General features: G+C 39.9%; 21 protein-coding genes. 1 reads left to right on the top strand and 20 read right to left on the bottom strand.

Annotated features, from left to right (window positions below):
* The 14 genes from FPQ10_RS04240 to FPQ10_RS04305 form a co-directional block, all read right to left on the bottom strand.
* Positions 1 to 1,004: glyceraldehyde-3-phosphate dehydrogenase (locus tag FPQ10_RS04240; protein WP_144161058.1), on the bottom strand; the 1,004-nt coding region annotated here is incomplete at its 3' end.
* 113 nt (positions 1,005 to 1,117) lie between these two features.
* Positions 1,118 to 1,729: a dephospho-CoA kinase gene (gene coaE / locus FPQ10_RS04245; protein WP_144160778.1), complete on the bottom strand. Its 612-nt coding sequence runs from the start codon at positions 1,727 to 1,729 to the stop codon at positions 1,118 to 1,120.
* Positions 1,730 to 1,737: 8 nt separating this feature from the next.
* Positions 1,738 to 2,355, bottom strand: a complete 618-nt coding sequence (locus FPQ10_RS04250; protein ID WP_144160780.1) for a manganese efflux pump — start codon at positions 2,353 to 2,355, stop codon at positions 1,738 to 1,740.
* Between the two features lie 105 nt (positions 2,356 to 2,460).
* Positions 2,461 to 3,294 carry a DNA-formamidopyrimidine glycosylase gene (mutM, locus tag FPQ10_RS04255; protein ID WP_144160782.1) on the bottom strand — a complete coding sequence of 278 codons (834 nt, stop codon included), beginning with the start codon at positions 3,292 to 3,294 and terminating at the stop codon, positions 2,461 to 2,463.
* Positions 3,295 to 3,358: 64 nt separating this feature from the next.
* Complete coding sequence (gene polA, locus FPQ10_RS04260; protein WP_144160784.1) at positions 3,359 to 5,992, bottom strand: DNA polymerase I; 2,634 nt, start codon at positions 5,990 to 5,992, stop codon at positions 3,359 to 3,361.
* 39 nt (positions 5,993 to 6,031) lie between these two features.
* Positions 6,032 to 7,735, bottom strand: coding sequence for a two-component system histidine kinase PnpS (gene pnpS / locus FPQ10_RS04265; protein ID WP_144160786.1), 1,704 nt, complete (start codon positions 7,733 to 7,735; stop codon positions 6,032 to 6,034).
* 3 nt (positions 7,736 to 7,738) lie between these two features.
* Positions 7,739 to 8,422, bottom strand: a complete 684-nt coding sequence (locus FPQ10_RS04270; RefSeq protein ID WP_144160788.1) for a response regulator transcription factor — start codon at positions 8,420 to 8,422, stop codon at positions 7,739 to 7,741.
* Positions 8,423 to 8,578: 156 nt separating this feature from the next.
* Positions 8,579 to 10,630 (bottom strand): thioredoxin domain-containing protein, encoded by a 2,052-nt coding sequence (locus FPQ10_RS04275; RefSeq protein WP_144160790.1) that lies wholly within the window; start codon positions 10,628 to 10,630, stop codon positions 8,579 to 8,581.
* Between the two features lie 170 nt (positions 10,631 to 10,800).
* Entirely contained in the window at positions 10,801 to 11,226 is a 426-nt protein-coding gene (locus tag FPQ10_RS04280) for a YugN family protein (protein ID WP_144160792.1), read from the bottom strand.
* A gap of 273 nt (positions 11,227 to 11,499) precedes the next feature.
* Positions 11,500 to 11,751 (bottom strand): DUF2188 domain-containing protein, encoded by a 252-nt coding sequence (locus tag FPQ10_RS04285; RefSeq protein ID WP_144160794.1) that lies wholly within the window; start codon positions 11,749 to 11,751, stop codon positions 11,500 to 11,502.
* A 120-nt stretch (positions 11,752 to 11,871) separates the two neighbouring features.
* On the bottom strand, positions 11,872 to 12,819 hold the full coding sequence (mdh, locus tag FPQ10_RS04290) for a malate dehydrogenase (protein ID WP_144160796.1): 948 nt from the start codon (positions 12,817 to 12,819) through the stop codon (positions 11,872 to 11,874).
* Positions 12,820 to 12,881: 62 nt separating this feature from the next.
* Entirely contained in the window at positions 12,882 to 14,153 is a 1,272-nt protein-coding gene (icd, locus tag FPQ10_RS04295) for an NADP-dependent isocitrate dehydrogenase (protein WP_144160798.1), read from the bottom strand.
* Between the two features lie 129 nt (positions 14,154 to 14,282).
* Entirely contained in the window at positions 14,283 to 15,398 is a 1,116-nt protein-coding gene (gene citZ / locus FPQ10_RS04300; protein WP_144160800.1) for a citrate synthase, read from the bottom strand.
* A gap of 220 nt (positions 15,399 to 15,618) precedes the next feature.
* Complete coding sequence (locus FPQ10_RS04305) at positions 15,619 to 16,092, bottom strand: DUF441 domain-containing protein (protein WP_144160802.1); 474 nt, start codon at positions 16,090 to 16,092, stop codon at positions 15,619 to 15,621.
* A 117-nt stretch (positions 16,093 to 16,209) separates the two neighbouring features.
* Here FPQ10_RS04305 and ytvI point away from each other — a divergent pair, with 117 nt between their 5' ends.
* A complete protein-coding gene (ytvI, locus tag FPQ10_RS04310; RefSeq protein ID WP_144160804.1) occupies positions 16,210 to 17,304 on the top strand; it encodes a sporulation integral membrane protein YtvI in 1,095 nt (364 codons plus the stop codon).
* Between the two features lie 593 nt (positions 17,305 to 17,897).
* Here the strand turns inward: ytvI and FPQ10_RS04315 are convergent.
* From FPQ10_RS04315 to FPQ10_RS04340, 6 genes are all read right to left on the bottom strand, one after another.
* The gene (locus tag FPQ10_RS04315) at positions 17,898 to 18,299 is read right to left on the bottom strand and encodes an FxsA family protein (RefSeq protein ID WP_144160806.1); all 402 of its coding nucleotides are present in this window, start codon (positions 18,297 to 18,299) and stop codon (positions 17,898 to 17,900) included.
* Positions 18,300 to 18,310: 11 nt separating this feature from the next.
* A complete protein-coding gene (pyk, locus tag FPQ10_RS04320; RefSeq protein WP_144160808.1) occupies positions 18,311 to 20,077 on the bottom strand; it encodes a pyruvate kinase in 1,767 nt (588 codons plus the stop codon).
* A gap of 20 nt (positions 20,078 to 20,097) precedes the next feature.
* On the bottom strand, positions 20,098 to 21,057 hold the full coding sequence (gene pfkA / locus FPQ10_RS04325; RefSeq protein ID WP_144160810.1) for a 6-phosphofructokinase: 960 nt from the start codon (positions 21,055 to 21,057) through the stop codon (positions 20,098 to 20,100).
* Between the two features lie 268 nt (positions 21,058 to 21,325).
* Positions 21,326 to 22,315 carry an acetyl-CoA carboxylase carboxyl transferase subunit alpha gene (gene accA / locus FPQ10_RS04330; RefSeq protein WP_144160812.1) on the bottom strand — a complete coding sequence of 330 codons (990 nt, stop codon included), beginning with the start codon at positions 22,313 to 22,315 and terminating at the stop codon, positions 21,326 to 21,328.
* The gene (gene accD, locus FPQ10_RS04335) at positions 22,315 to 23,172 is read right to left on the bottom strand and encodes an acetyl-CoA carboxylase, carboxyltransferase subunit beta (protein ID WP_144160815.1); all 858 of its coding nucleotides are present in this window, start codon (positions 23,170 to 23,172) and stop codon (positions 22,315 to 22,317) included. Before accD ends, accA begins: the two co-directional genes overlap by 1 nt.
* 87 nt (positions 23,173 to 23,259) lie before the next feature.
* Positions 23,260 to 23,874 carry a FadR/GntR family transcriptional regulator gene (locus FPQ10_RS04340; RefSeq protein WP_186278531.1) on the bottom strand — a complete coding sequence of 205 codons (615 nt, stop codon included), beginning with the start codon at positions 23,872 to 23,874 and terminating at the stop codon, positions 23,260 to 23,262.
* Between the last annotated feature and the right edge of the window lie 14 nt (positions 23,875 to 23,888).

Genomic DNA, 23,888 nt, shown 5'->3' on the forward strand with positions numbered 1-23,888 from the left:
GAATCAGCAATATATTTAACAAGGTCTACTACACGACAGGAGTAACCCCATTCATTATCATACCAAGCAAGCACTTTAACTTTTCGGTCTCCCATCACAATCGTCGAAAGTCCATCAACAATCGAAGAATGAGCATCCGTCATGTAATCCATTGAAACAAGTGGTTCTTTATTGATTGATAGAATCCCTTTCATGGAACCATTCATTGCATCATAGAATGCTTGATTAACTTCTTCAACGGTCACATCTTGTTTGACGTCTACAACTAAGTCTACAAGTGAAACGTTTGGTGTTGGGACGCGAAGTGCCATTCCATGCAATTTCCCTTGAAGTGTCGGCATTACTTCTCCAAGTGCTTTGGCTGCACCAGTTGAAGTAGGGATAATTGACTGAGTTGCACCACGGGCACGACGTAGATCTTTATGTGGGTTATCCAAGTTTTTCTGATCATTGGTGAATGCATGAACAGTTGTCATCAACCCGTTTTCAATACCAAATTGATCTTCCAACACTTTAGCTACAGGTGCCAAGCAATTCGTCGTACAAGACGCATTTGAAATAACTTCATCCGTTTCAGGTTGATAGTCGCCCTCGTTAACCCCCATTACGATTGTTCGGTCAACGCCACCTTTACCTGGTGCGGTCAAAACCACTTTTTTAGCGCCTGCATCGATGTGCGGCTGCGCTTTTTCTTTGGAATTGAATTTTCCAGTCGCTTCAATGACTACATCAATATTTAAATCTTTCCATGGCAGCTCTGCAGGGTTACGGTTGGAAACTGTTTCAATCAATTGTCCATCTATCATTAATTTGTCATTTTCTACTTTTACTTCACCGTCATATTTTCCATGGTTTGAATCATACTTAATTAAATGAGCTAGTGTCTCAACAGGATAGCTTGCATTAATTGCTACAACATCCAGTTGATCTTCTTTCATAGCACGGCGAAATACCATGCGGCCGATTCTTCCAAAACCGTTGATTGCTATACGTGTTGTTGTCATATTACATCCTCCTAAGGCATAAACGTTATACATAATTTAAAAATCTCACAAATAGTATAACACATTCATGTCGAAAAGGAAGATGGATTTTGAATTGTTTTTGACAAACGTTACTATTCAAGTGAATGTGGCACGTTCCACCTCGATAAAATATCACTTAATTGCTGTTTACTTTGTTCAATTGTGCCACTGTTATCGATGATTGCATCGGCTTTCTCTCTCTTTTTTTCAACGGATATTTGTGCGTCTACACGTGATTGTGCCTCTTCTTTCGTGCTGCCATCTCTTGCCATCAGACGCTCCAATTGTAGCTTTTCTGGTATATAGACAACGAGAATGCGGTCGACATAATCAAAAAGACGACTTTCAAATAGTAAAGGTATATCCATGACAACTAATGGTACATTCTTATTAATCAAGTCGTCGCGTTGTGTAAGCATTTTTTTTCGGATCTCTGGATGGATGATTTGGTTTAATTCTGTACGTTTTTGGTCATCATTGAACACAATATTTCCTAAACGTTTCCGATCAAGTGTACCATCACCAGCAATCACTTCATCTCCGAAATGTGCCTTAATCTTCTCAAACGCTGTCTCTCCTGGCTTAACAACTTCTCGTGCAATCGAATCGGCATCGATCACTGGAAATCCCGCATCTTTGAACATATTGGATATCGTTGATTTACCTGTCGCAATGCTTCCTGTAAGTCCTACTACTAATGTCATCATAATCCCTACCCTATAAAATATGAAATACCAATTCCGATTAAAATGATTCCTGGAATCCATGCAAAGAGATGTGTGGAGTGAAATTGACGCAACCATTTACCCGTCCATGCACCGAGATGTAAAAATAGACTTGAAAAAATCCCTACCATAAGGCCAAGTACATAAATGGGTAACTCTGTAAAGGTGGTTCCAATTCCTGTCGCTAAGGAATCAAGTGATAATGCGATGGCTACAACGAAAACCTCGACTCCTCGAATGGAACCAGAACGATCGAGATCCGCTTCTTGCGGTTCTTTTAACACTCGCCATATATCTACAATTGTCCATGGTGGCTCAATGGATTTTAGTTTTTCTTTTTGCTCTGTTGCCCATTGGAATAGTACCCAAAGACCAATGGAGATAAAGATCATCCCACCAATGTATTCAGATGAAAATGGAAGCATATATAAAAAGTACTTTCCAATCCAACTTCCGATGATAAAACAGCTACCAGTAACTAAACCAATCAGCCAAACAAATCGAAGACTTAGCTGAATGGAGCGTAACTGAAAGGTGAAGCCGAAGAAAAAACTATCAAAACTAACAGCAAAACTAAGTAATACCATGATGAAATAAGGGCTCATGTAAAAGTAGCTCCTTCCATAAGCGGTCTACCTATCTTATGAAAAGAGCTCTAACCATGTGCTGTACTTGTTAACCGGGGCGTTCATTGTCCCAATTTTTGTTTTTTACTTTGAAGGTGGTTGGCAAACCGGGCAAAAATGTGTCCCACGTCCACCTACTTTTATTTTCTCAATTTCAGTGCCACATACTTTACAAGCTTCCCCTTCTTTTCCATAAACGGCAATTTGAAGTTGAAACATACCTATCTCACCAAGTGAATTTAAATAAGAGCGAATGGATGAGCCACCAACTTTGATGGCATCATCCAATACTTTTATAATCATTTCATGTAATCGCTCGCACTCTTGGAAGGTCAACGTATTGGCAATTCGTTCAGGATGAATATTACTCCAGAATAATGCTTCATCTACATAAATATTCCCTAATCCCGTTACGATCGTTTGATCAAGTAAGACTGGCTTTATTTTCCGTGTTGTTTTTTGTAATTTACCATATAAATATTCAGGTGAAAAACCCTCTTCAAATGGTTCGAACCCGAGTTTGTTTAATGGTGCAGTCGTTAACTCCGTTCCATTCGGCTTTAAATGCATCGTTCCGAATTTACGCACATCGCGGTAACGGAGTTCCTTTCCATTTGATAATGAAAAAACAATATGTGTGTGGGCATCTTTCGGTTCATTTGCTTCGTGAATGCCATACTTTCCTTCCATTCTTAAATGGGAGACAAGTGTGTAACCATCTAATCGAAACAATAAAAACTTCCCTAGTCGATCGATTTGCTGAAAGGCTTGTCCAATGAGTAAATGCCTGAATGCTTCTGTATCTTCAGGTTCTTTGACAATTCCAGCATAACGAATGTCGACGTCTTTGATCGTCGTTTTACTTATCAATGGCTCTAGCGTACGACGAACGGTTTCAACCTCTGGTAGTTCAGGCAATTGCTGTACTTCCTCTCTTCCATGATTTCATCTACTGAATCTCTTTTTATCTCTAGTACTTCGATTATTTCGCATCATACCATGTGTCACCGAAGGACGCATCGACACTTAATGGTACATCCAATGTTACTGTATTTTCCATTGTTTCTGTTACAAGGTTCTTCAGCGCATCGACATCTTCTTTTGCCACTTCAAAAATCAATTCATCGTGAACCTGCAGAAGCATATTTGCGTTAATTTCGGAGTTTTCCAATGCTTGTTTGACATCGATCATCGCTTGCTTAATGACATCTGCCGCACTTCCTTGAATTGGTGAGTTCATCGCTGTCCGTTCGGCAAAGCTTCGACGGTTGAAGTTCCGTGCATTTATCTCAGGCAAGTAGCGTCGTCGATTCATTATCGTTTCGACGTACCCGTCCCGCTTCGCTTGATTGACGATTTCCTCCATATATTTCTTAACACCTGGATAGCTATTCAAATACGTGTTTATGAACACGCCAGCTTCTTTTCTGGAAATGCCCAAGCTTTGACTTAAACCATAATCACTGATTCCATAAACAATCCCGAAGTTCACGGCTTTTGCATGACGCCTCATGAGAGACGTTACTTCATCTTCTTTGACGTTAAAAACTTCGCTTGCGGTTTGCGTGTGGATATCTTTTCCTTGTCTGAATGCTTCAATCAATTTTTCATCTTGGGAGATGTGAGCTAATACTCGAAGTTCGATTTGAGAATAATCGGCTGCGAGCATGATCCAATCATCCTTAGACGGAATGAATGCTTGGCGTATTTTTCTTCCCTCTTCCAAGCGGATTGGAATGTTTTGCAAGTTTGGATCAACAGAGCTCAATCGGCCAGTTTGTGTCAACACTTGATTAAAACGCGTATGAATTTTATTCGTGTCTTTGTGTACGACTTTTAATAAGCCCTCTAAATAAGTTGATTGTAATTTGCGAAGCTGTCGATAAAGAAGAATCTGATCGACAATTTCATGTTCATGCTGCAACTTCTCTAGAACATCAGCAGCTGTAGAGTAGCCTGTCTTCGTTTTTTTAATGACTGGAAGCCCTAAATCTTCAAACAGAACAACGCCAAGCTGCTTTGGTGAATCGATGTTGAACGCTCGTCCAGCCAGCTCATGAATACGTTTTTCAATCTCTTGTAAACGCAGATCTAAATCATCCTTCATTTCTTTCAACCGTTCGACATCTGCTCGGACACCGATATGTTCCATGTCCCCTAAAATAATGGCTAGCGGCATTTCCAATTGATGAAAAAGGTTTTCTTGTTCATTTTCTTGTAATTCCTTTTGTAAAATATCATGAAGCTGATGCCCGACGAATGCTTTTCGAACAATATGTTCCGCATAGACATCCTCTTCTGGTAGCTTTCGTTTGGCCCCTTTTCCATAGACCTCTTCGTCAAATGACGTGTCATGGATACCATAAAATGTTGCGACACCCGGCAAATCATGTGCCGAGTTTTGCGGATTGACGATATAGGAAGCCAGCAATAAATCGAATGTGATGCCTTCTACTTCAATTCCTTTCCAAGCAAGAGCTACTTTCATCGCTTTTGAATCGCTGACGATTTTTTTCTTCTCTGGATTTTTGAGCCAGTCGACGAATTTTGTTGATTCAAACGCGACCTCCGTTGGAATGAAATAATGTCCGGTTTCATTGGATAATGAAAAACCGACTACATCGGATGAGTGATAATTTTCTTCCCATAGCTCCATAATGAAAATATTTTCATTCGGACCAAGAATGTCATCATTCAATTCAGTGATTTTTTGAAAGTTTACTTCAGCGCGTTCAACCGGTTCTTCGCTTGCTTCCCCATCGATTCGGTCCATTAACGAGTTAAATCCATAAGCTTTAAAAATCTCGACGACTTTTTGCGTTTCATATCCTGGATAAACAATGTCCTCGACACTGATCTCAATCGGTGAATTCCGGTTGATCGTCACTAATTCTTTACTCATGAATGCATCTTCTTTGTGGTTCGTTAAATTCTCTTTTAACTTTTTGCCACTTACTTCTTCCAAGTTTTCATAGATATTTTCGAGTGTATCAAACTGTTTCAACAGTTTTGCTGCTGTTTTCTGACCAACACCTGCTACGCCCGGAATATTATCTGAAGGGTCACCCATCAATGCTTTGAAATCGATCAGTTGATCTCGGGAAACACCCATTTTCTCAGGAATTGTAGCTGGTGTGTATTCTTCCAAATCAGAGGTACCTTTCTTGGAAATCGATACGGTTGTATAATCATCAGCCAGCTGCAGTAAGTCTTTATCACCTGTAATGATGTTCGTATGCTTTTTCTGCTCAGATGCCTGCTTCGAAATGGTTCCGATAATATCATCTGCTTCATACTGATCCAACTCATAATGCTTAATACCAAATGCATCTAACAACTGGCGTACAATCAAGAATTGTTCAGAAAGTTCAGGTGGTGTTTTTTGTCGACCACCTTTATATTCTTTATAAGTCTCATGACGGAATGTCGTTTTGCCCGCATCAAAGGCAACCAGAATATTTTCTGGATTTTTTTCCTCCAAAATCTTCAACAACATCGTTGTGAATCCGTAAACGGCATTTGTATGAACCCCTTGATCATTACTCAATAGTGGTAAAGCGAAAAACGCTCGATATAATACACTATTCCCATCAATTAATATTACTTCATCAGCCATTCAAGCACCCCATTTTCTATTTCTCAATTCTTGCTTCGGTTAGTTTCTAGGTAAACGAACCGTAATTTCAGTTCCTTCACCGAGGGTACTATCAATGTCGATCTCACCCTCATGAACCTCAACGATATGCTTCACTATCGATAGTCCTAAACCAGTCCCACCGGATTGCCGGCTTCTCGCCTGATCGACCCGGTAAAAACGTTCAAAAATCCGGTGAAGCTGTTCTTGTGGGATACCAATACCACTATCCTTAATTTGTAAGATGATTTCTTCATCCGTTTGTTCCACCAGCCATTCAATATGGCCGCCTTCATCCGTATATTGAACAGCGTTCACATATAAATTCAATACTAATTGATACCAGCGGTGATAATCCGCGTAGACGGTTAAATCAGTTGGAACGATAACATCCGTTTGAATATTCTTTGCTTCGATTGTCTTTTCAACTACTTGGTAAACTTCATCCATCAGCATCTTCAAGCGAAATTCAGTTTTATCCAGTTGAAAAGAATCTTTCTCGAGTAAAGCTAAATCCAATAAATCTTCTACAAGATTATTCAATCGTTTACTCTCTTTTTCAATGATTTTCAAGAACTCTTTCTCTTTCTGTTCATCGACTTTTTGTTCCAAAAGTGTTTCAGCAAAACCTTGCATGGAAGTAAGTGGTGTTCTTAATTCATGCGAAACATTGGCAACAAAGTCTTTCCTTACATTTTCAACTTGCTTTATCTCCGTTATGTCATGACATACCACGACAATGCCTTTCCACGTGTCGTCTGCATTTTTAATCGGCGCAACATGTACATCAAAATAATGGCCTAGCGTTTCAATCAGTGCATGCTTTTTTTCTTCTGTAAAAATAGCCTCTTGAATTAATTCATTTAAATGCTCATGATCAATGACTTCGTAGTAAACTTCACCAATGATATTTTTCTCGTCAACAGAAAAATATTCAACAAATGCATCATTGATCAGTCGAGTAATGCCTTTATCATTGACCAACAAAACACCGCTCACCATATTATTGACAACAGTCTTCAGCCGGTCATTTTGATTCTCATACTTGCCTGTAATATAATCCAAATTACGAGCCAGGCGGTTGATTGAATGACTCAGTTCAGACGCAATCCCATAGGGGGCATCATGGATCCTTACTTGATAATCACCTTCCACTAGCCGCTCCGCTGTATCGGCTGCCTTTCGAATCGGCATCACATAGCTATCATACAAACGATTTCCAAAACTCCATAGAAAAGCAATGATTAAAACAGCTATAATGCTGACGAGTAGCCAAACTGTCCATTGCAATTCACGTATCGGTAGTTCTTCGCTTACGACAACCAATGTCGTACCAGCAGATACAGAATACGTATAAATCAACCGATCATTTTTCAATAAATACCCGGTTTCAGACGCTTGACCGCGTAAAACCTCCAAAAAGTCATCGTTATCAGGAACAAACGTAGACAATTCTTGTTGGTCATCTTGAAAATATAAATCTACTTGAAAATATTCAGCATAATAAGCAAGGTCCGAATTGTCCAATCCACGCTGTTCCGCTTCATCCTCAAGTTGCTCACCGATAAAATTCGCATCATTATCTAGTTGTTGTTCAGCCGACTGAACAATATAGTGCTGTGCAATTTGAGAGAATATATAACTAAGCACAGTGAAAAAAGCAATGATCAATAGAATATAAATATATAATGTATTTCGGTTTCCAGTTTTCCGGCTTTTCGTCATTTTTTATCCCTCAATTTTATAGCCAATTCCTCTTACCGTTTTAATCAATGTTGGTTTTTTGGGATCGAGCTCTAGTTTTTCACGTAGATGGCTAATATGTACATCAACGATTCTTGTGTCTCCAACGAAGTCAAAATCCCAAACATCCTTTAGTAATTTGGCACGTGGAACCGGTTTGTTTTTTCGTTTCACTAAATAGATTAGTAAATCAAACTCTTTTTTTGTAAATTCAACGAGTTCATCTTCTTTAAATACTTCATATGTTTCTGGGTCTACACGAATATGAGCCAGTCGAATTTGTTTTCCTGACTCCTCCACCGGCTGCGTTCGTCTCAAAACAACTTTTACGCGGGTCACCAATTCTTTAGGACTAAAAGGCTTCGTCATATAATCATCTGCACCATATTCAAGTCCAGTGATCATATCCTGCTCATGACGCTTGGCCGTTAACATAATGATTGGTGTGTGAATATTATCCTGCCGTAACTTTTGACAGATCTCCATGCCGTCCATCGACGGAAGCATCAAATCCAACACGATAAGATCGAAATGATCATTCTTCGCTGCTTCATATGCTTGCTTACCATCTTGATATACGACCGTTTCATAACCTTCCTGTTCTAGATTATATTCAATCAATGTGGTGATCGAATCCTCATCATCTACAATTAAAATACGTCGGTCCATCATGTCATCCCCTACTATTCTGTTGTATTTATCATATCGATAATTAACTAGTTTGAAAAGTAATAAGAGGCATGAACACTCTTAACAAAAGAAACGAAAATGGAACATCCATTTGCGCGATGCTCCATTTTTTATTTAGTTCATTAAATGGTAGACCTACTTTCCAAATAAATCACCAATGACGTTTTGGTAATTCGTCGTCGGTGCTTGACAGGAGAAGTTTTCACAAACAAATAATGTCGTTTGATCATTTATTTGTTGATAATCTTTCGTGAACGGGGCCACTTTCACTAATTCGTTTGCCTCACCTGCAATTAATGAGATTTGTGGACTGTAACTTTGTTGATAATGATGAACGAATTCTCTAAAGCCATCTTCTTTTTTATTACCTAACAAGACGACTTCTTTGGATGGGAATTCGGTCATTAACAAACTTTGCAAGAAAAAGCTCGTGACGTATGGATGTTTCTGAACAATGGAATAGAATAAGTGATACATTTCTTCAAGTTTTTCAATATAAACAGTTTCACCAGTCAATGCCCCCAACCGGGCTAATAGTACTCCCGCTACACTGTTTCCTGATGGGATAGCTCCTTCTTGAATCTCCTTTTCACGATCGATCAATGTTTCACCATCTTCACCATTAAAGAAGAATCCACCTTCATCATCGTCCCAAAATAATGTGAATAGTTCATCCATCAATTGCTTGGCTTTTTGTAAGTAATTCAAGTCAAAATCAATTTCATAAAATTCTAGATAGGCCCATATTAAATAGCCGTAATCATCCAAGTAAGCTTTATATTTTACGTCATTCTCTCTGTATCTGGCCATTAAACGTCTATTTTGAAACAAATTTTCCTCGATAAATGTAAGTGCTTGTGACGCCATAACAGCATAGGCAGGTTGCTGATATGCCTTGGCTGCTTTTAGCAACGCGGTAATCATCATCGCATTCCAGGAAGTTAGGATTTTATCATCCACATGCGGATAAACTCGTTTTTCCCTTTCAATTAAAAGTAGTTTTCTCGCTTCTTCCAACTGTTCATTTAGCTCATGAACCGACAACGTATTTCGCTCAGCGACTTGTTTTAAATCTACGTCAATTAAATGAGGAATATTCTTTCCTTCAAAATTACCCTGTTTTGTTATTTGGTAAGCATCTGTATATAAATCACCCAACTGCTCGCCCAAGATTTGATAGACCTCTTCAAAAGACCAAACATAATACTTTCCTTCTTGCCCTTCCGAATCGGCATCAATGCCCGAGTAGAAGACGCCTTCTTCACTCGTCATTTCCCTCTGTATAAATTGGATGATTTGCTCACTGATTTGTTGGTAAAAAGGCTTACGTGTAACTTGATAAGCCTCCGTATAAGCCATCAACAAAAAGGCTTGATCATACAGCATTTTCTCGAAATGGGGTACTAGCCACTTTTCATCTGTGGCATAACGTGTAAAACCAAATCCGACATGATCCCACAAACCACCATTAGCCATTGCTTGGAGTGTGTGTTCAGCCATTTGCAATGCCTGTTCATTATTCGTTTGATCATAATAACGGAGTAAAAAAAGGATATTTTGTGGTGATGGGAACTTAGGCGCTCCACCGAAACCACCATCTGTTTCATCGTATAATCGAGTAAACAACTCATATCCTCTGTGTACAGCCGTTTGATCCAAGCGCTGCTCACCCGCCTTCAATTGAGATCGCTTAATCGCCTGCTCAACACTGGCCGTCACATCCTTGATTTGCTCTTTGTCATTCTTATACGTCTTATATAACTGTGTGACAACTTCTGTGAAGCTCGGTAACCCATAGCGTCCCTTCGGTGGAAAATAGGTTCCTGCATAAAATGGTACATGTTCCGGTGTCATGAAGACGGATAAAGGCCATCCGCCATGCCCTGTCATCTGTTGACAGATTTTCATGTAGATCGAGTCGACATCCGGCCGTTCTTCCCGGTCGACCTTAACGGAGACAAAACGTTCATTTAGCAGTTTAGCCGTTTCTTCATCTTCGAAACTTTCATCAGCCATGACATGGCACCAATGACAGGTTGAGTACCCAATGGATAGAAAGATCGGCTTGTCTTCTGTTTTCGCCTTCTCGAATGCTTCTTCACCCCATGGATACCATTCGACTGGGTTGTATGCATGTTGTAGTAGATACGGTGATTTTTCATCGATTAGGTGATTGGGTTTTCCCATATGCGGTCACTCCAATAATTGATTTTAACGAGTCGTTTCCCTCATATCCTATTATCTTATCCTGTTATAAGTATGACCAAACAAAGTATAAACGTCAAAAATAGAAAACAGGCATTCACCCGCCAGTTAAGATGGTGAACGCCTTATTCAACAGTACATGCTATACTTTTTTAAACTTCTTCTAAAAAGTTCACATGGGAAACAATTTTTTCAACAGCTTCCTCGCCATTTTCTTCCCACTCATTCTTATCATGAATCTTTCCGTCCGTATCCAGCGGCTTTTGAAATTGTCCCAGACCTGAAATGGTTGCTAAAGCATTTGCATCTTTCTCTAAACCAATATTGACAACATGTTTAATGACATACGGTTTTTCAAATTCAATTAACGCATTGGGGCGATCGAGTTCACCTTCGATTACTTGAAAGGGTAAGCGCAAGTAAATGGTTTCACCTGCTTCTCGCCATAAAATCGAATCGATGCAACCACGATCGTAGTCCCAGCAACCACCAAGTGTAAATTTTAGTCTTTTAGCTTCTGAGAGCATGTTTCCATAAAAGGTTCGCTTACCTTCAATCGTTGTATCCAATTCAATCATATGAATCCACCTTTACAATAGAGTTTATGATGGTCATAGTATTGGCCGATTGAGATGGAAACATACTGGATTTTATGAAACTTTTGGTATGGACGGATCAAGGCATATACCTTCGTAAACAGGAAAATATGCCTTGTTTTGCAGAAGTGAAACGACACTCGAAGAGATCCTCTACTTAAGAAATAACAAATGATCTCTAAGAAGAAACAGTAATATATTTCCCGAGAAATATCGATTTATATTTTAGTTTTGATTCCAATCCTTTACTGCTTTTTACTTTGTTTCATAATCATATTGCTCTTCAATTTCCCCTGAAGAACTGTGAACATAAGCAATTGTGTCATTTTCTTCAGCAAGTTCTATTGCTTTTTCGATTGCCTCGTCCTTTGAATCTGTTGTATATTCTGGTTCGTCTTTTCCTTCTTCCTTCACTGCCCATTCTTCATCAAAAGGAACAACATGATACCGAGCATCATCCGTTCCTGCTCTTTCTTTAAAAAACTCTTTGCGTTCTTTTTCAGACATGTGTGTAGCCTCCTTTGTTTGGTTGAAAATTCATGTTGCATTAGTCGATACCCGAATCACATCTTGAAAAACATAAAAATCCACCTTGGAATGAATGTTCCAAGGTGGATCAGTTTACGTTTATTTATTTTTGTTTAATACGTCCATTACTTGTTGAACGGATTGTGCTGATTGATCTAATTGAGTTTTTTCTTCATCTGTTAAATCAAGCTCGATGATCTTCTCGAGTCCGTTACCACCGAGAACTGTCGGCACGCCTAAATACATATCATGATAACCGTATTCACCTTCGAGATAAGCGATCGCAGGCAAAATTCGTCGTTGGTCCTTCAAAATTGCTTCTGTCATTTCTGTCAATGCCGCAGCGGGCGCATAGTATGCAGAACCATTTCCGAGTAAACCAACAATCTCGCCACCGCCTTTTCGTGTACGCTCCACAATTTCATCCAGACGTTCTTTTGAAATTAGTTTCTCTAACGGAATACCTCCTGCATGCGAATAACGAAGCATTGGCACCATGTCATCTCCATGTCCACCAAGGACGAAGCCGGAAACATCCTTTACGGAGACATCCAGTTCCTCAGCGACAAATGCACGAAAACGTGCTGTATCCAATACACCAGACTGACCAATGACCCGTTTTTTCGGTAGACCAGCTGTTTGATATACCGTGTAGGTCATCGCATCAACTGGATTTGTTAGCACAAGGATGATCGGCTCCTTGGAGTGCTGCATAATTTCTTGCGTTACAGATTTCATAATCTTAGAATTCGTCGCTACAAGATCGTCTCGACTCATTCCCGGTTTTCTGGCAATTCCTGCAGTAATGATGACAACGTCGGAATCTTTTGTATCAGCATAATCCGATGTTCCAACAATATTTGCATCAAATCGTTGTACTGGACTTGCTTCCAACATATCAAGGGCCTTGCCTTTTGTCGGGTCTTCCATATCTGGAATATCGACTAATACGACGTCAGCCAGTTCTTTCTGAGCAATCATCAAAGCGGCCGTGGCACCGGTGAATCCGGCACCGATGACTGAGACTTTCCTACGCTTGATTGTCATCCAAAGCCTCCCTCAATTCGATTTCAACCAATTGATTTTAGCTTTCCACAAATAAAGAAGTATTAACCCATGTTTTTGATAAGTTCATCAGCAAATTCAGAAGTCTTAACTTCTGTTGCATTATCCATCAAACGAGCGAAGTCATAAGTAACGACTTTGCTTGCAATTGTTTTATCCATCGCTTTTGCGATTAATTCACTTGCTTCTCTCCAGCCTAAGTGGTCAAGCATCAATGTACCTGACAAGATTACTGAAGATGGGTTCACTTTATCCATGCCCGCATATTTTGGAGCTGTACCGTGAGTCGCTTCAAAGATCGCATGTCCAGTATCATTGTTAATGTTCGCTCCCGGAGCAATTCCGATTCCACCAACTTGTGCTGCTAGAGCGTCGGAGATATAGTCACCGTTTAAGTTCATTGTCGCAACAACTTCAAACTCTTTAGGACGTGTGAGGATCTGTTGCAAGAAGATATCTGCAATCGCATCTTTAACGATGATTTTACCAGCATCTTCCGCTTCTTTTTGTGCTTTATCAGCTTCTTCGCGACCTTTTTCATCAGCAATTGCATCGTATTCATTCCACGTAAATACTTTGTCGCCGTATTCACGTTCAGCTAATTCATAGCCCCAGCTCTTGAAAGCACCTTCTGTAAATTTCATGATGTTTCCTTTGTGAACGAGTGTAACAGACTTTTTACCTTCGTTTAGTGCATACTCAATCGCTGCACGAACCAAGCGCTCAGTACCTTCTTTGGAAACTGGCTTAATTCCGATACCAGAAGTTTCTGGGAAGCGGATTTTATCTACACCCATTTCATTTTGGATGAAGTCAATGACTTTCTTCACTTCATCAGTTCCTTCTTGCCACTCAATACCCGCATAAATATCTTCTGTATTTTCACGGAAAATTTGCATGTCTACATCTTCAGGGTGTTTAACCGGAGAAGGTACCCCTTCGAAATAGCGAACAGGACGTAGGCACGTAAATAGGTCAAGCTCTTGACGTAATGCAACGTTTAGAGAACGAATTCCTCCACCAATTGGTGTAGTCAATGGACCTTTAATCGCAATTTTGTAATCACGAATTGTTTCTAATGTTTCGCTTGGTAGCCATTCACCTGTTTTGTCATATGCTTTTTGACCAGCAAGAACTTCTTTCCATACAATTTTCTTTTCGCCGTTGTAAGCTTTTTCAACAGCTTGTTCGAGTACGCGTGAAGCGGCAGCCCAGATGTCCGGACCTGTTCCATCTCCTTCGATATATGGAATGATTGCATGATTTGGAACGTTCATTTTTCCATTTTCTACTGTAATTTTTTCACCTTGTGTCATTGAAATACCTCCTCATTTTTTACATCCATTTATTTGTTGTCTGAAAATTGTTAAAAGATCCAGACAACATCACAAAAGCCGGAAATCCCGGCTTTTGAATAATCTATCGTACCTTAACTCACACGCTACTTAGCGTTCATTAAGTGGTACATACTTCTGTTTGCTTGGGCCTACCCACTCAGCTCTTGGGCGAATCAAGCGGTTATCAGCATACTGTTCAAGGATGTGTGCTAACCAACCTGATACACGGCTTACTGCGAAGATTGGTGTAAAGAGATCGTGGTCGATCCCTAAACTATGATATACAGACGCAGAATAGAAATCAACGTTTGCAGGTAATCCTTTGTTTTCTTTAATATAGTCCTCAATCTTAACTGACATTTCATACCATTTACTTTCGCCTGCAATCTCTGTCAATTGCTTGGACATTTCTTTCAAGTGCTTGGCACGTGGATCGCCATTTTTATATACTCTGTGACCCATGCCCATAATTTTTTCTTTGTTCTCTAGTTTTTTCTCGATATGTGGAATAGCATTGTCGACTTCACCAATTTCAGAAAGCATCGCCATGACACGCTCATTCGCACCACCGTGAAGTGGTCCTTTAAGTGCCCCAATTGCTGCAGTAACACCAGAATATACATCTGAAAGTGTTGCTACACAAACACGTGCTGTGAATGTGGATGCGTTTAACTCATGGTCAGCATGTAGCACTAGCGCTTTATTGAAAGCTTTTACTTCAATGTCTTCTGGATCTTTTCCATTCAACATATATAAGAAGTTTTCAGCATAGCTATTCTCTTTCTTTGGAGAAACTGGGTCTTTTCCATTACGAATACGTGCAAAAGCAGTAACGATCGTTGAGATTTTTGCCTGTAAACGAACAGCTTTACGGCGATTCGCTTCTTCATCCATTGTATCTGCTTCGTCATCATACAGACCAAGCATAGAAACGGCTGTGCGCAAAGCTGCCATTGGATGAACCGTTTTCAAATCATACGATTTCAAGTGATCAACGATTTCAGAAGGGATGTCCATATTCTCTGCTAAATCGTTTTTAAATTTGTCTAATTCGTCTTTTGTCGGTAATTTTTGATTCCAAAGAAGGTAAACAACTTCCTCGAAACTTGAATTTTCTGCAAGATCATCAATATCGTAACCCACATAGGTGAGCTTATCATCAATGATCGAGCTAATAGACGATTCTGTTGCTACAATTCCTTCAAGTCCCTTTGTGTTTGACATCGTATCTCTCTCCTTTTTTTCTTTTTGTCAAAAATGTGTATGAACACATTTAATTCTATCGGAATGCTAGTATATCTTCCACACTCATTATAAACAAATTCCTACCGAATGTGAAATTTTTTAAAATATTAGAAGTATAAAGCTTCATAGCTTGGACAATTTGTTCATACAATTGGATAATACGTCATCATTCTTTCTTCAAATAGTTCATACATAAGCTTCAACTAAACAAACCAACCATAGAATCGACAACGCGCATAGCGAGATAAGCAATACCCGCACCAATCAACGGTCCAACAGCAATCCCTTGGAAGAAAACAACAGCAAGGATTGTTCCAAGAATCAACGCTGTCGTCAAATGAGGTTCATTGGCCAACAAAGTCAATCCATCTTTTGCGACATAGGCCACAAAAATTCCAGCAAGAACAGCAATCCAAGCATAATACGATTTAAAGCTTTTCGCTAGATCTGTAAACCCAATTTCACCTGCTGCAATCGGTACAAGTACGGCCACCGTAATGATGACAACACCGATAAACATACCTTTCGCTTCAAGAAAGGGAAAGACCCGATCTTCCAGCTTGAACAATTTAATGCCTAATAAAATATATACAGCAATTAAAATCGCTTGGTTTTTTGCAATAAAACCGAGTGCTAATAAAATAAGTAAGAATATTGTAGAAGATGAGAACATCATGATCACCTCTTTATTGAACCTTCACGAACCCACGTGAAAACGAACTTTCTTCATCAGAAGAGCGATAGTACTGATTAGAGACCTTATCTCATTGTAGCAGAAAGGATTACAAGAATGAATATTGATTGGCTAAAAGCTATACAACTGACTGTCACTTTCATCGTGTTGTCCACGTTATTTTACGTTAGCTTACCCATTTTATATCCGTTTTACATAAGTATCATCCTGGCAATCATCATACTTCCTCTCGCTAAATTATTGGAAAGAAAATTATATTTTCCTCGGGGACTAGCTATATTTACGATGATTTTTATGTTATTAGTCGTTTCAGTTACAGTCATTTCTTTAAGTATGATTGAATTGATTCATTTTCTTCAACAATTCTCTCATTTCTTACCTGTCATATTCGATACAACATTACAACATTTTTATGAAACCATCTTTCCTTGGACAGAAAAAATGATTGGAACATTATCTAATTTACTAAGCAGATCTCCTGATTTTTCACAAGATTACTTCACACAGCTTTTGATGGACTTTGCGAATTCGTTTCGAGATTACAGTCAAAACTTCCTATTGGACCTTGTTCAATCACTCATCTTAATATTTACAAGCACGCTACAGTCAAGTTATATTTTTATACTGATTTTATTAAGCACCTATTTTTTAGCTAAAGACGGCCCAAGATGGGCAGCGTCTTTATTATCAAAGGTTCCCGCTCCTGTTAAAGACTTTATTTATGACCTTAGAATGCAAAGCTTCCAAGTGGTTAAGAAATATATTTTCGCACAGCTTTTGATCATTTTAAGCTCAGGTTTGATTATCTGGATTGGCTTAACATTACTAAATGTGAAGCATGCACTTGCGATCACTTTTTTTAGCATGCTTTTGGATTTCATCCCTTTGATTGGGGTTAGCGTCGTATTCATCCCTTGGATTTTATATAGTTTTTTGACACAGCAATTTTTTATGACGATTGGATTAAGTGTTCTATTGCTCGTCTTGATTATATTTCGTAATATCATTGAACCAAAACTTTTAGGTACATCCCTTGGGATTCATCCTTTTGTCATGATCATACTATTGTTTTTATTTTTTCAATGGTTCGGTGTGATGGGTGTCTTGTTAACCCCTTTGTGTTTGATTTTATTGATTACGATTAAACAAACAGGTATTTTGCGGGATATTCAAGCGTATTTAACGAAGTAGATTAGCATGGTTAGGTGAAGCATTTGGGAAGCGAGAGTAATTGGGTGCCTTCCGGGCTCGAGAGGCGTTCTCAACAACGGAAGAGTGAAAAATTGGATGCCTTCCGGGCTCGAGAGACGCTATCAACTACGGAAGTACGAAAAATCGGGTTCCTTCCGTGTTCGAGAGGGGCTCTCAACAACGGAAGAGTGAAAAATCGGATGCCTTCCGGGCTCGAGAAGCGCTGTCAACGCCGGAACAGCGAAAATTCCGGTGCCTTCCGTGCTCGAGAGACGCTGTCAACAACGGAACAGCGAAAATTCCGATGCCTTCCGTGCTCGAGAGACGCTGTCAACAACGGAAGAGCCAAAAATCGGGTGCCTTCCGTGCTCGAGAGACGCTGTCAACGCCGGAACAGCGAAAATTCCGGTGCCTTCCGTGTCCGAAAGGCGCTCTCAACGACGGAACAGCGAGAAATTGATATTCTTCCGTGCTCGATAAATGCTCTCCTTCTCGACGACCATTTGTTATCCCGATGCCAGATTTTAGTCATCGATTACTTACCAAACCAAAAAACCTGAACGATCACATAACGAATGTGTCGTTCAGGTTTTTTATCTCCGGTAAATATGAAATCTTTTGACTGAGCCTTTTTTAATCATGGATAGCAGTTGTGCTTGCGCCCAAACCTTAAATGGTTTTCTTGTTACTGGAATCAATAAAAGAAAACCCAGTAAGTCAGTAAGAAATCCAGGAGTAAACAATAATACAGCCCCGATTAAAATAGCAATTCCATCGAAAATTTCATCCTTTGGCATACGGCGTTGCGCCATTTCTTGACGGGCTCGGTTCAGTGTGCTGATTCCTTGCCACTTGGCGAGAAAAGCACCGATGACGCCAGTCAAAATAATGCCTATTAAAACAAACCAAATACTTGTCACGTTGCCTAGCCAAACAAAGATCGCAATTTCGATGACTGAGAAAACAACAATTAATAAAAATAATAATCGAAACATGTATTCACCTTCTATATGATCGAAGTTCTTCCTAGATAAATATTACCCGTTTCCGAATCGAGCGTAATCTCATCTCCATTCGTCAATAAGCTTGTGACTTCTTTCGCGCCGACAATGGTTGGCAGCTCTAAGTTTAAGCCAACGATTGCTGCGTGGCTTGTCAATCCACCTTCTTCTGTGATGATTCCAGCCGCTCTTTTGATCCATGGCATCATTTCTTTTTCTGTTCCTGTGGCGACTATAATATCACCGTCTTCGAAATTTTCCTCTAATTGCTTAGCATTTTCTGCAATAATGACTTTTCCTGAAGTGCCTTTGTCTCCAATTCCTTGACCTTTTTGAACGATATCACCGACTACGTGAACTTTGACCAAGTTAGTGGAGCCACTTTGACCGACAGGAACACCCGCTGTGATTACGATTCGATCTCCGCGCTGAATGTATCCCGAATCAAGACTTCGACTTACGGCCAAACCGAGCATTTCATCGGTTGAATTCACGCGTTCACCGTTGATTGGATGCACTCCCCACACAAGGTTTAATTGACGATTTACACTCTCACGGAATGTGATAGCAATAATTGGTGCATTTGGGCGATATTTAGAAATCATCCGTGCGGTATTGCCACTTTCCGTCGGTGTGACGATTGCATTTAATTCTAGTTCTTCTGTTAAATTGGCAACCGAGTGGCTAATTGCATCTGTCATGTTTTTATCTTCGTTTTTAAATCGGTTACTAGATGAATCAAGTTGTGAAATTTTGTTTTCCGTATAAACAGCAATGTTATACATCGTTTCAACGGATTCAACAGGATAATCACCTGCAGCTGTTTCACCAGACAACATAATTGCATCTGTACCATCGTAAATCGCATTCGCTACGTCGCTTGCCTCTGCACGTGTTGGTCTTGGGTTTCGTTGCATGGAATCGAGCATCTGTGTCGCGGTAATGACTGGTTTAGCAGCTACATTACATTCATGAATTAGCTTTTTCTGGACGAACGGCACTTCTTCTGCTGGAATTTCAACGCCTAAGTCACCACGCGCTACCATGATTCCGTTACTGACTTGAAGGATTTGAGCAATGTTATTGACGCCTTCTCGGTTTTCGATTTTCGGTACAATTTGGATAAACTCTCCGTTGTTTTTCTCCAATAGCTCCCGAATATCCAACACATCTGAAGCTCGGCGAACAAAGGATGCCGCAATAAAGTCAATACCTTCTTCGATACCAAACAAGATATCTTCTGCATCTTTGTCCGTAATCCCTGGTAGGTTTACGCTGACATTCGGAACGTTGACACCTTTTTTATTTTTGATTTCACCTGAGTTTTGTACGACGGTTTCAATCTCTTTTTTATCTTCATGGATTGCTTTTACTTCAAGACCGATCAACCCATCATCAAGCAAAATTTTTGAGCCAGGGTGGACATCATGAATCAATCCACTATACGTAAGTGAGAAACGTTCCGCAGTTCCTTCTACATCTTCCATCGTCAAATAAACAGTCGATCCTTCTTCTAAATATGCTTGGCCACCTTTGAACTGGCCTGTACGTATTTCCGGTCCTTTTGTATCCAACATGATCGCGACTGAACGACCTGTCTCTTCAGCAGCCTGGCGGATATTCCGGATACGATTACGGTGTTCTTCATGATCTCCATGAGAAAAGTTTAACCTCGCAACATTCATTCCTGATTCGATTAATTGCTTTAATGTTTCCACGGACTCTGATGCTGGTCCGATTGTACATACAATTTTTGTCTTGTTTTTAATCATAAGGTCACTACCTCCTAAAGTTATATGGATAGTTGGCTAGATAAATTATATAGTTCTTCTATCTCTTGATTGTTTTTGTCGAAATTACCTGTGAGATCATGATCGACAAACTGATTATTTTCCAATCCGACCATACGGCCTTGTTTTCCATTTAGCAATAATTCAATGGCAAAAGCGCCAAAACGACTTGCAATCACTCGGTCATACGCGCTTGGTGAGCCACCTCTTTGTGTATGGCCCAATATGGTTACACGAGTTGAGAAATTCAGCTGGTCTTTGATTCGGTCGGCAATATCGTAAGCATTGCCCGCACCTTCGGCCAACATGATAATGCTATGCCTTTTTCCACGCTCATGTCCTCGTTTGATTTTTTGAATGACTTCATCATAACTCGTTTTGATTTCTGGAATTAAAATACTTTCCGCACCACCGGCAAGTCCAGCCCACAATGCTAAATCACCGGCATCTCGCCCCATTGCTTCAATGACATAAATACGTTCATGAGATGTAGCCGTATCTCGAATTTTATCAACCGCATCAATGACTGTATTCAACGCGGTATCAAATCCGATGGTATAATCAGTTCCAGCAATATCATTATCAATCGTACCTGGAATTCCGATACATGGATATCCTTTTTCCGTCAGTTTTTTTGCCCCTTTAAAGGAGCCGTCGCCACCAATGATGACCAATCCTTCAATCCCGTAGTGATTCAATTGTTCAATGGCTTTCTGTTGACCTTCTTCCGTCTTGAAATCTTCAGAACGGGAAGAAAACAACATTGTACCACCTTTTTGAATAATATCACCAACCGAACCGATATCCAGTTGCTTAATTTCACCATCGATTAATCCTTGATAACCGTAATAAATCCCATATACCTCTATATCGTGATAAATACAACTTCTGACCACTGCACGAATCGCAGCATTCATGCCTGGCGCATCACCGCCACTCGTTAAAATACCAATTCGTTTCATAACTTCACCTCATCTCACTCTCTATAGGCAATCAGTCATTCATATCATTGAATCATCTATCTATATTCTAAATCAACTGCTAGGTAAAAATCATGTCATACGGGGTAAAGTTTGAATAAATTTCATTTGTTCCATAAAAAGCTCTGTAAAACATGACGTCTATTGATAAAAATGGATGTCTTTTCGTTCTACTATGAGGTTCCCCCTTAAATAAAAAGCTGCCCCCCTTGTTTATTTGTACCAATAACAAGTAGGGCAGTTCTTGGTATTACTCATTTACCGGAGTTTCCGTACGTTCCAAAACCGAGGTTGTCGAACCGATTTTTTCATACTTCCGCCAACGTTGATCCAATAATTCTTGTTCATTCAATTGATTTAACTCATGCAAAGAAGATTCGATGATTTCTTTAATCTTGCTTGCCTGGCTATCAATATCACGATGTGCGCCACCCTGTACTTCCTCAATGACCCCATCAATCACTCCAAGTTCCTTCAGGTCATAGGATGTTATTTTCATCGATTCAGCTGCTTTTTTAGCTAAATTGGAATCTTTCCATAATAAAGCCGCTGCGCCTTCTGGGGAGATGACAGAGTAAGTTGAGTTCTCCAACATGAATAACTTATCCCCAACACTTATACCTAAAGCGCCCCCACTACCACCTTCGCCGATTACAATACAAATGATCGGGACAGTCAACCCCGCCATTTCACGAAGGTTTTTCGCAATGGCTTCACTTTGCCCTCGCTCTTCGGCAGCCTTTCCTGGATAAGCACCTTTTGTATCGATGAAGGTAATAATCGGACGATTAAATTTCTCCGCTTGGTACATCAATCGCAAAGCCTTCCGATAACCTTCGGGATGAGGCATACCAAAATTGCGACGAATATTTTCTTTCGTATCTTTGCCGCGCTGATGGCCGACTACCGTTACTGGTTGACCATTAAACTTGGCAATCCCTCCGACAATTGCTTCATCGTCGCTATGATAGCGATCACCATGCATTTCAAGAAAATCAGTAAAAAGTTGTTCGATATAATCCAAGGTGGTCGGTCGCTCGGCATGTCTAGCCATTTGAACGCGATCCCATGGAGCCATATTTTCATATACTTCACGTTCCAGATGTTCCAATCGTTCTTCCAATCGATCGATTTCTGCCGATAAATCGACTTCACTATCACCAGATATCTTTTTCAACTCAGCAATCTTCTCTCTAAGCTCGACCACGGGCTTCTCAAATGGGAGGACATTCTTTTTCATCACTGATCACCTCCATCTTGGTGAATATCAAGAATCGTCGTTACTATTTTTTTCATTTCTGAACGATGAACCACACGATCTAACTGACCATGCTTAAACAAGAATTCAGCCGTTTGGAAATCATCTGGCAGTTTTTCCCGAATGGTTTGCTCGATAATTCTTCGGCCCGCAAAGCCGATCAACGCCTTCGGTTCAGCAAAATTATAATCACCTAAAGAAGCAAAGCTCGCTGAAACACCACCCGTTGTTGGATGGGTCATATAAGAAATGAACAACCCGCCTGAACGGCTAAAACGTTCTAAAGCGACGGACGTTTTTGACATCTGCATTAAACTAAGTACGCCTTCTTGCATTCGCGCTCCGCCTGATGCGGTGAAAATAATAATTGGTAGTCTTTCTTCTCTCGCTTTTTCAATCGCTCGCGAGATTTTTTCTCCGACAACAGATCCCATACTACCCATTCGAAAGCGTGAGTCCATCACAGCAATTGCTGATTCATAACCATTTATTTTTCCTTTACCTGTCATGACTGCTTCATTCATACCGGTCTTTTTCTGATCCTTTTCCACTTTTTCTATGTAATCTGGAAATTCAAGTGGATTCGCAGAAGTCAGTTGGACATCCCATTCTTCAAAGGTGTTGGCATCCATCAATGCATCAATCCGCTCTTTCGCTGACATCGGATGATGATAATCACAATGTAAACAAATCAGATTGTTTTTCTCGAGTTCTTTCCGATAATGTATTTTTCGGCACGAAGGGCATTTAACCATTAACCCTTGTGGGACATCTTCTCGTTCTGCTTGCTTAGATATTGTGGCATATTTCCTTTTTTTATTAAAAATATCTCGTAACAACGGGATTCCTCCTTTGTGTGGACACACCTTAAAGATACAGGAAGTCTACTTTGAAAATTGTCAAAAAACATCACTGAGCAAACTTCATTATTCGAGGATATATACCTTTTTAAGTGCTTCTTTTGCTGATTCGGTTTTATTTTCTTTAACCCAAAGCAATATTTGCTCATAAAATGAATGATTTTGTTCTTCAAAAGGAATTGGGTTACTGAACCCCTCCAATAAATGCCAAATCTTCGAGAGTAACCGATTGCCTGCTGCATTGAACAACTCTGTAAAAAGAAAAGTATGTAGCTGTTCTTTTGTCAATTCAACGATTACGGATAATAATTTTTCGTAAAGATCCGTTGAAATTTGGCCACTGAGATTAGATAGCACTTGAGATTCAAGTAATAATTTCAATTGAAGTACCTCTTGTTGAGATCTCGTTTCTTGCAGAATAAATGTCGATAAAATCTCAACCGAATAATAGGGCTGATAAGATCGAAGGAACGTTCCTTCGCCATGTCTTGTTTCAATTAAACCTAAGAGCTCAATCGCTCGTAAAGCTTCACGGACAGAAGAACGCCCAGCATTTAACTGTTCAGCCAACTCCCTTTCAGAAGGGAGTCGATCACCATCTTGTAATTGATGATCGACAATATAATTGCGTATTTCTTCCAATACTTCTTGATAAACTTTCGATTTCGTGTCTTTTGTCATAAAAGGCACCTCAA

It is taken from the genome of Allobacillus sp. SKP2-8, assembly GCF_007559355.1.
GTDB lineage: Bacteria > Bacillota > Bacilli > Bacillales > Alkalibacillaceae > Allobacillus > Allobacillus halotolerans.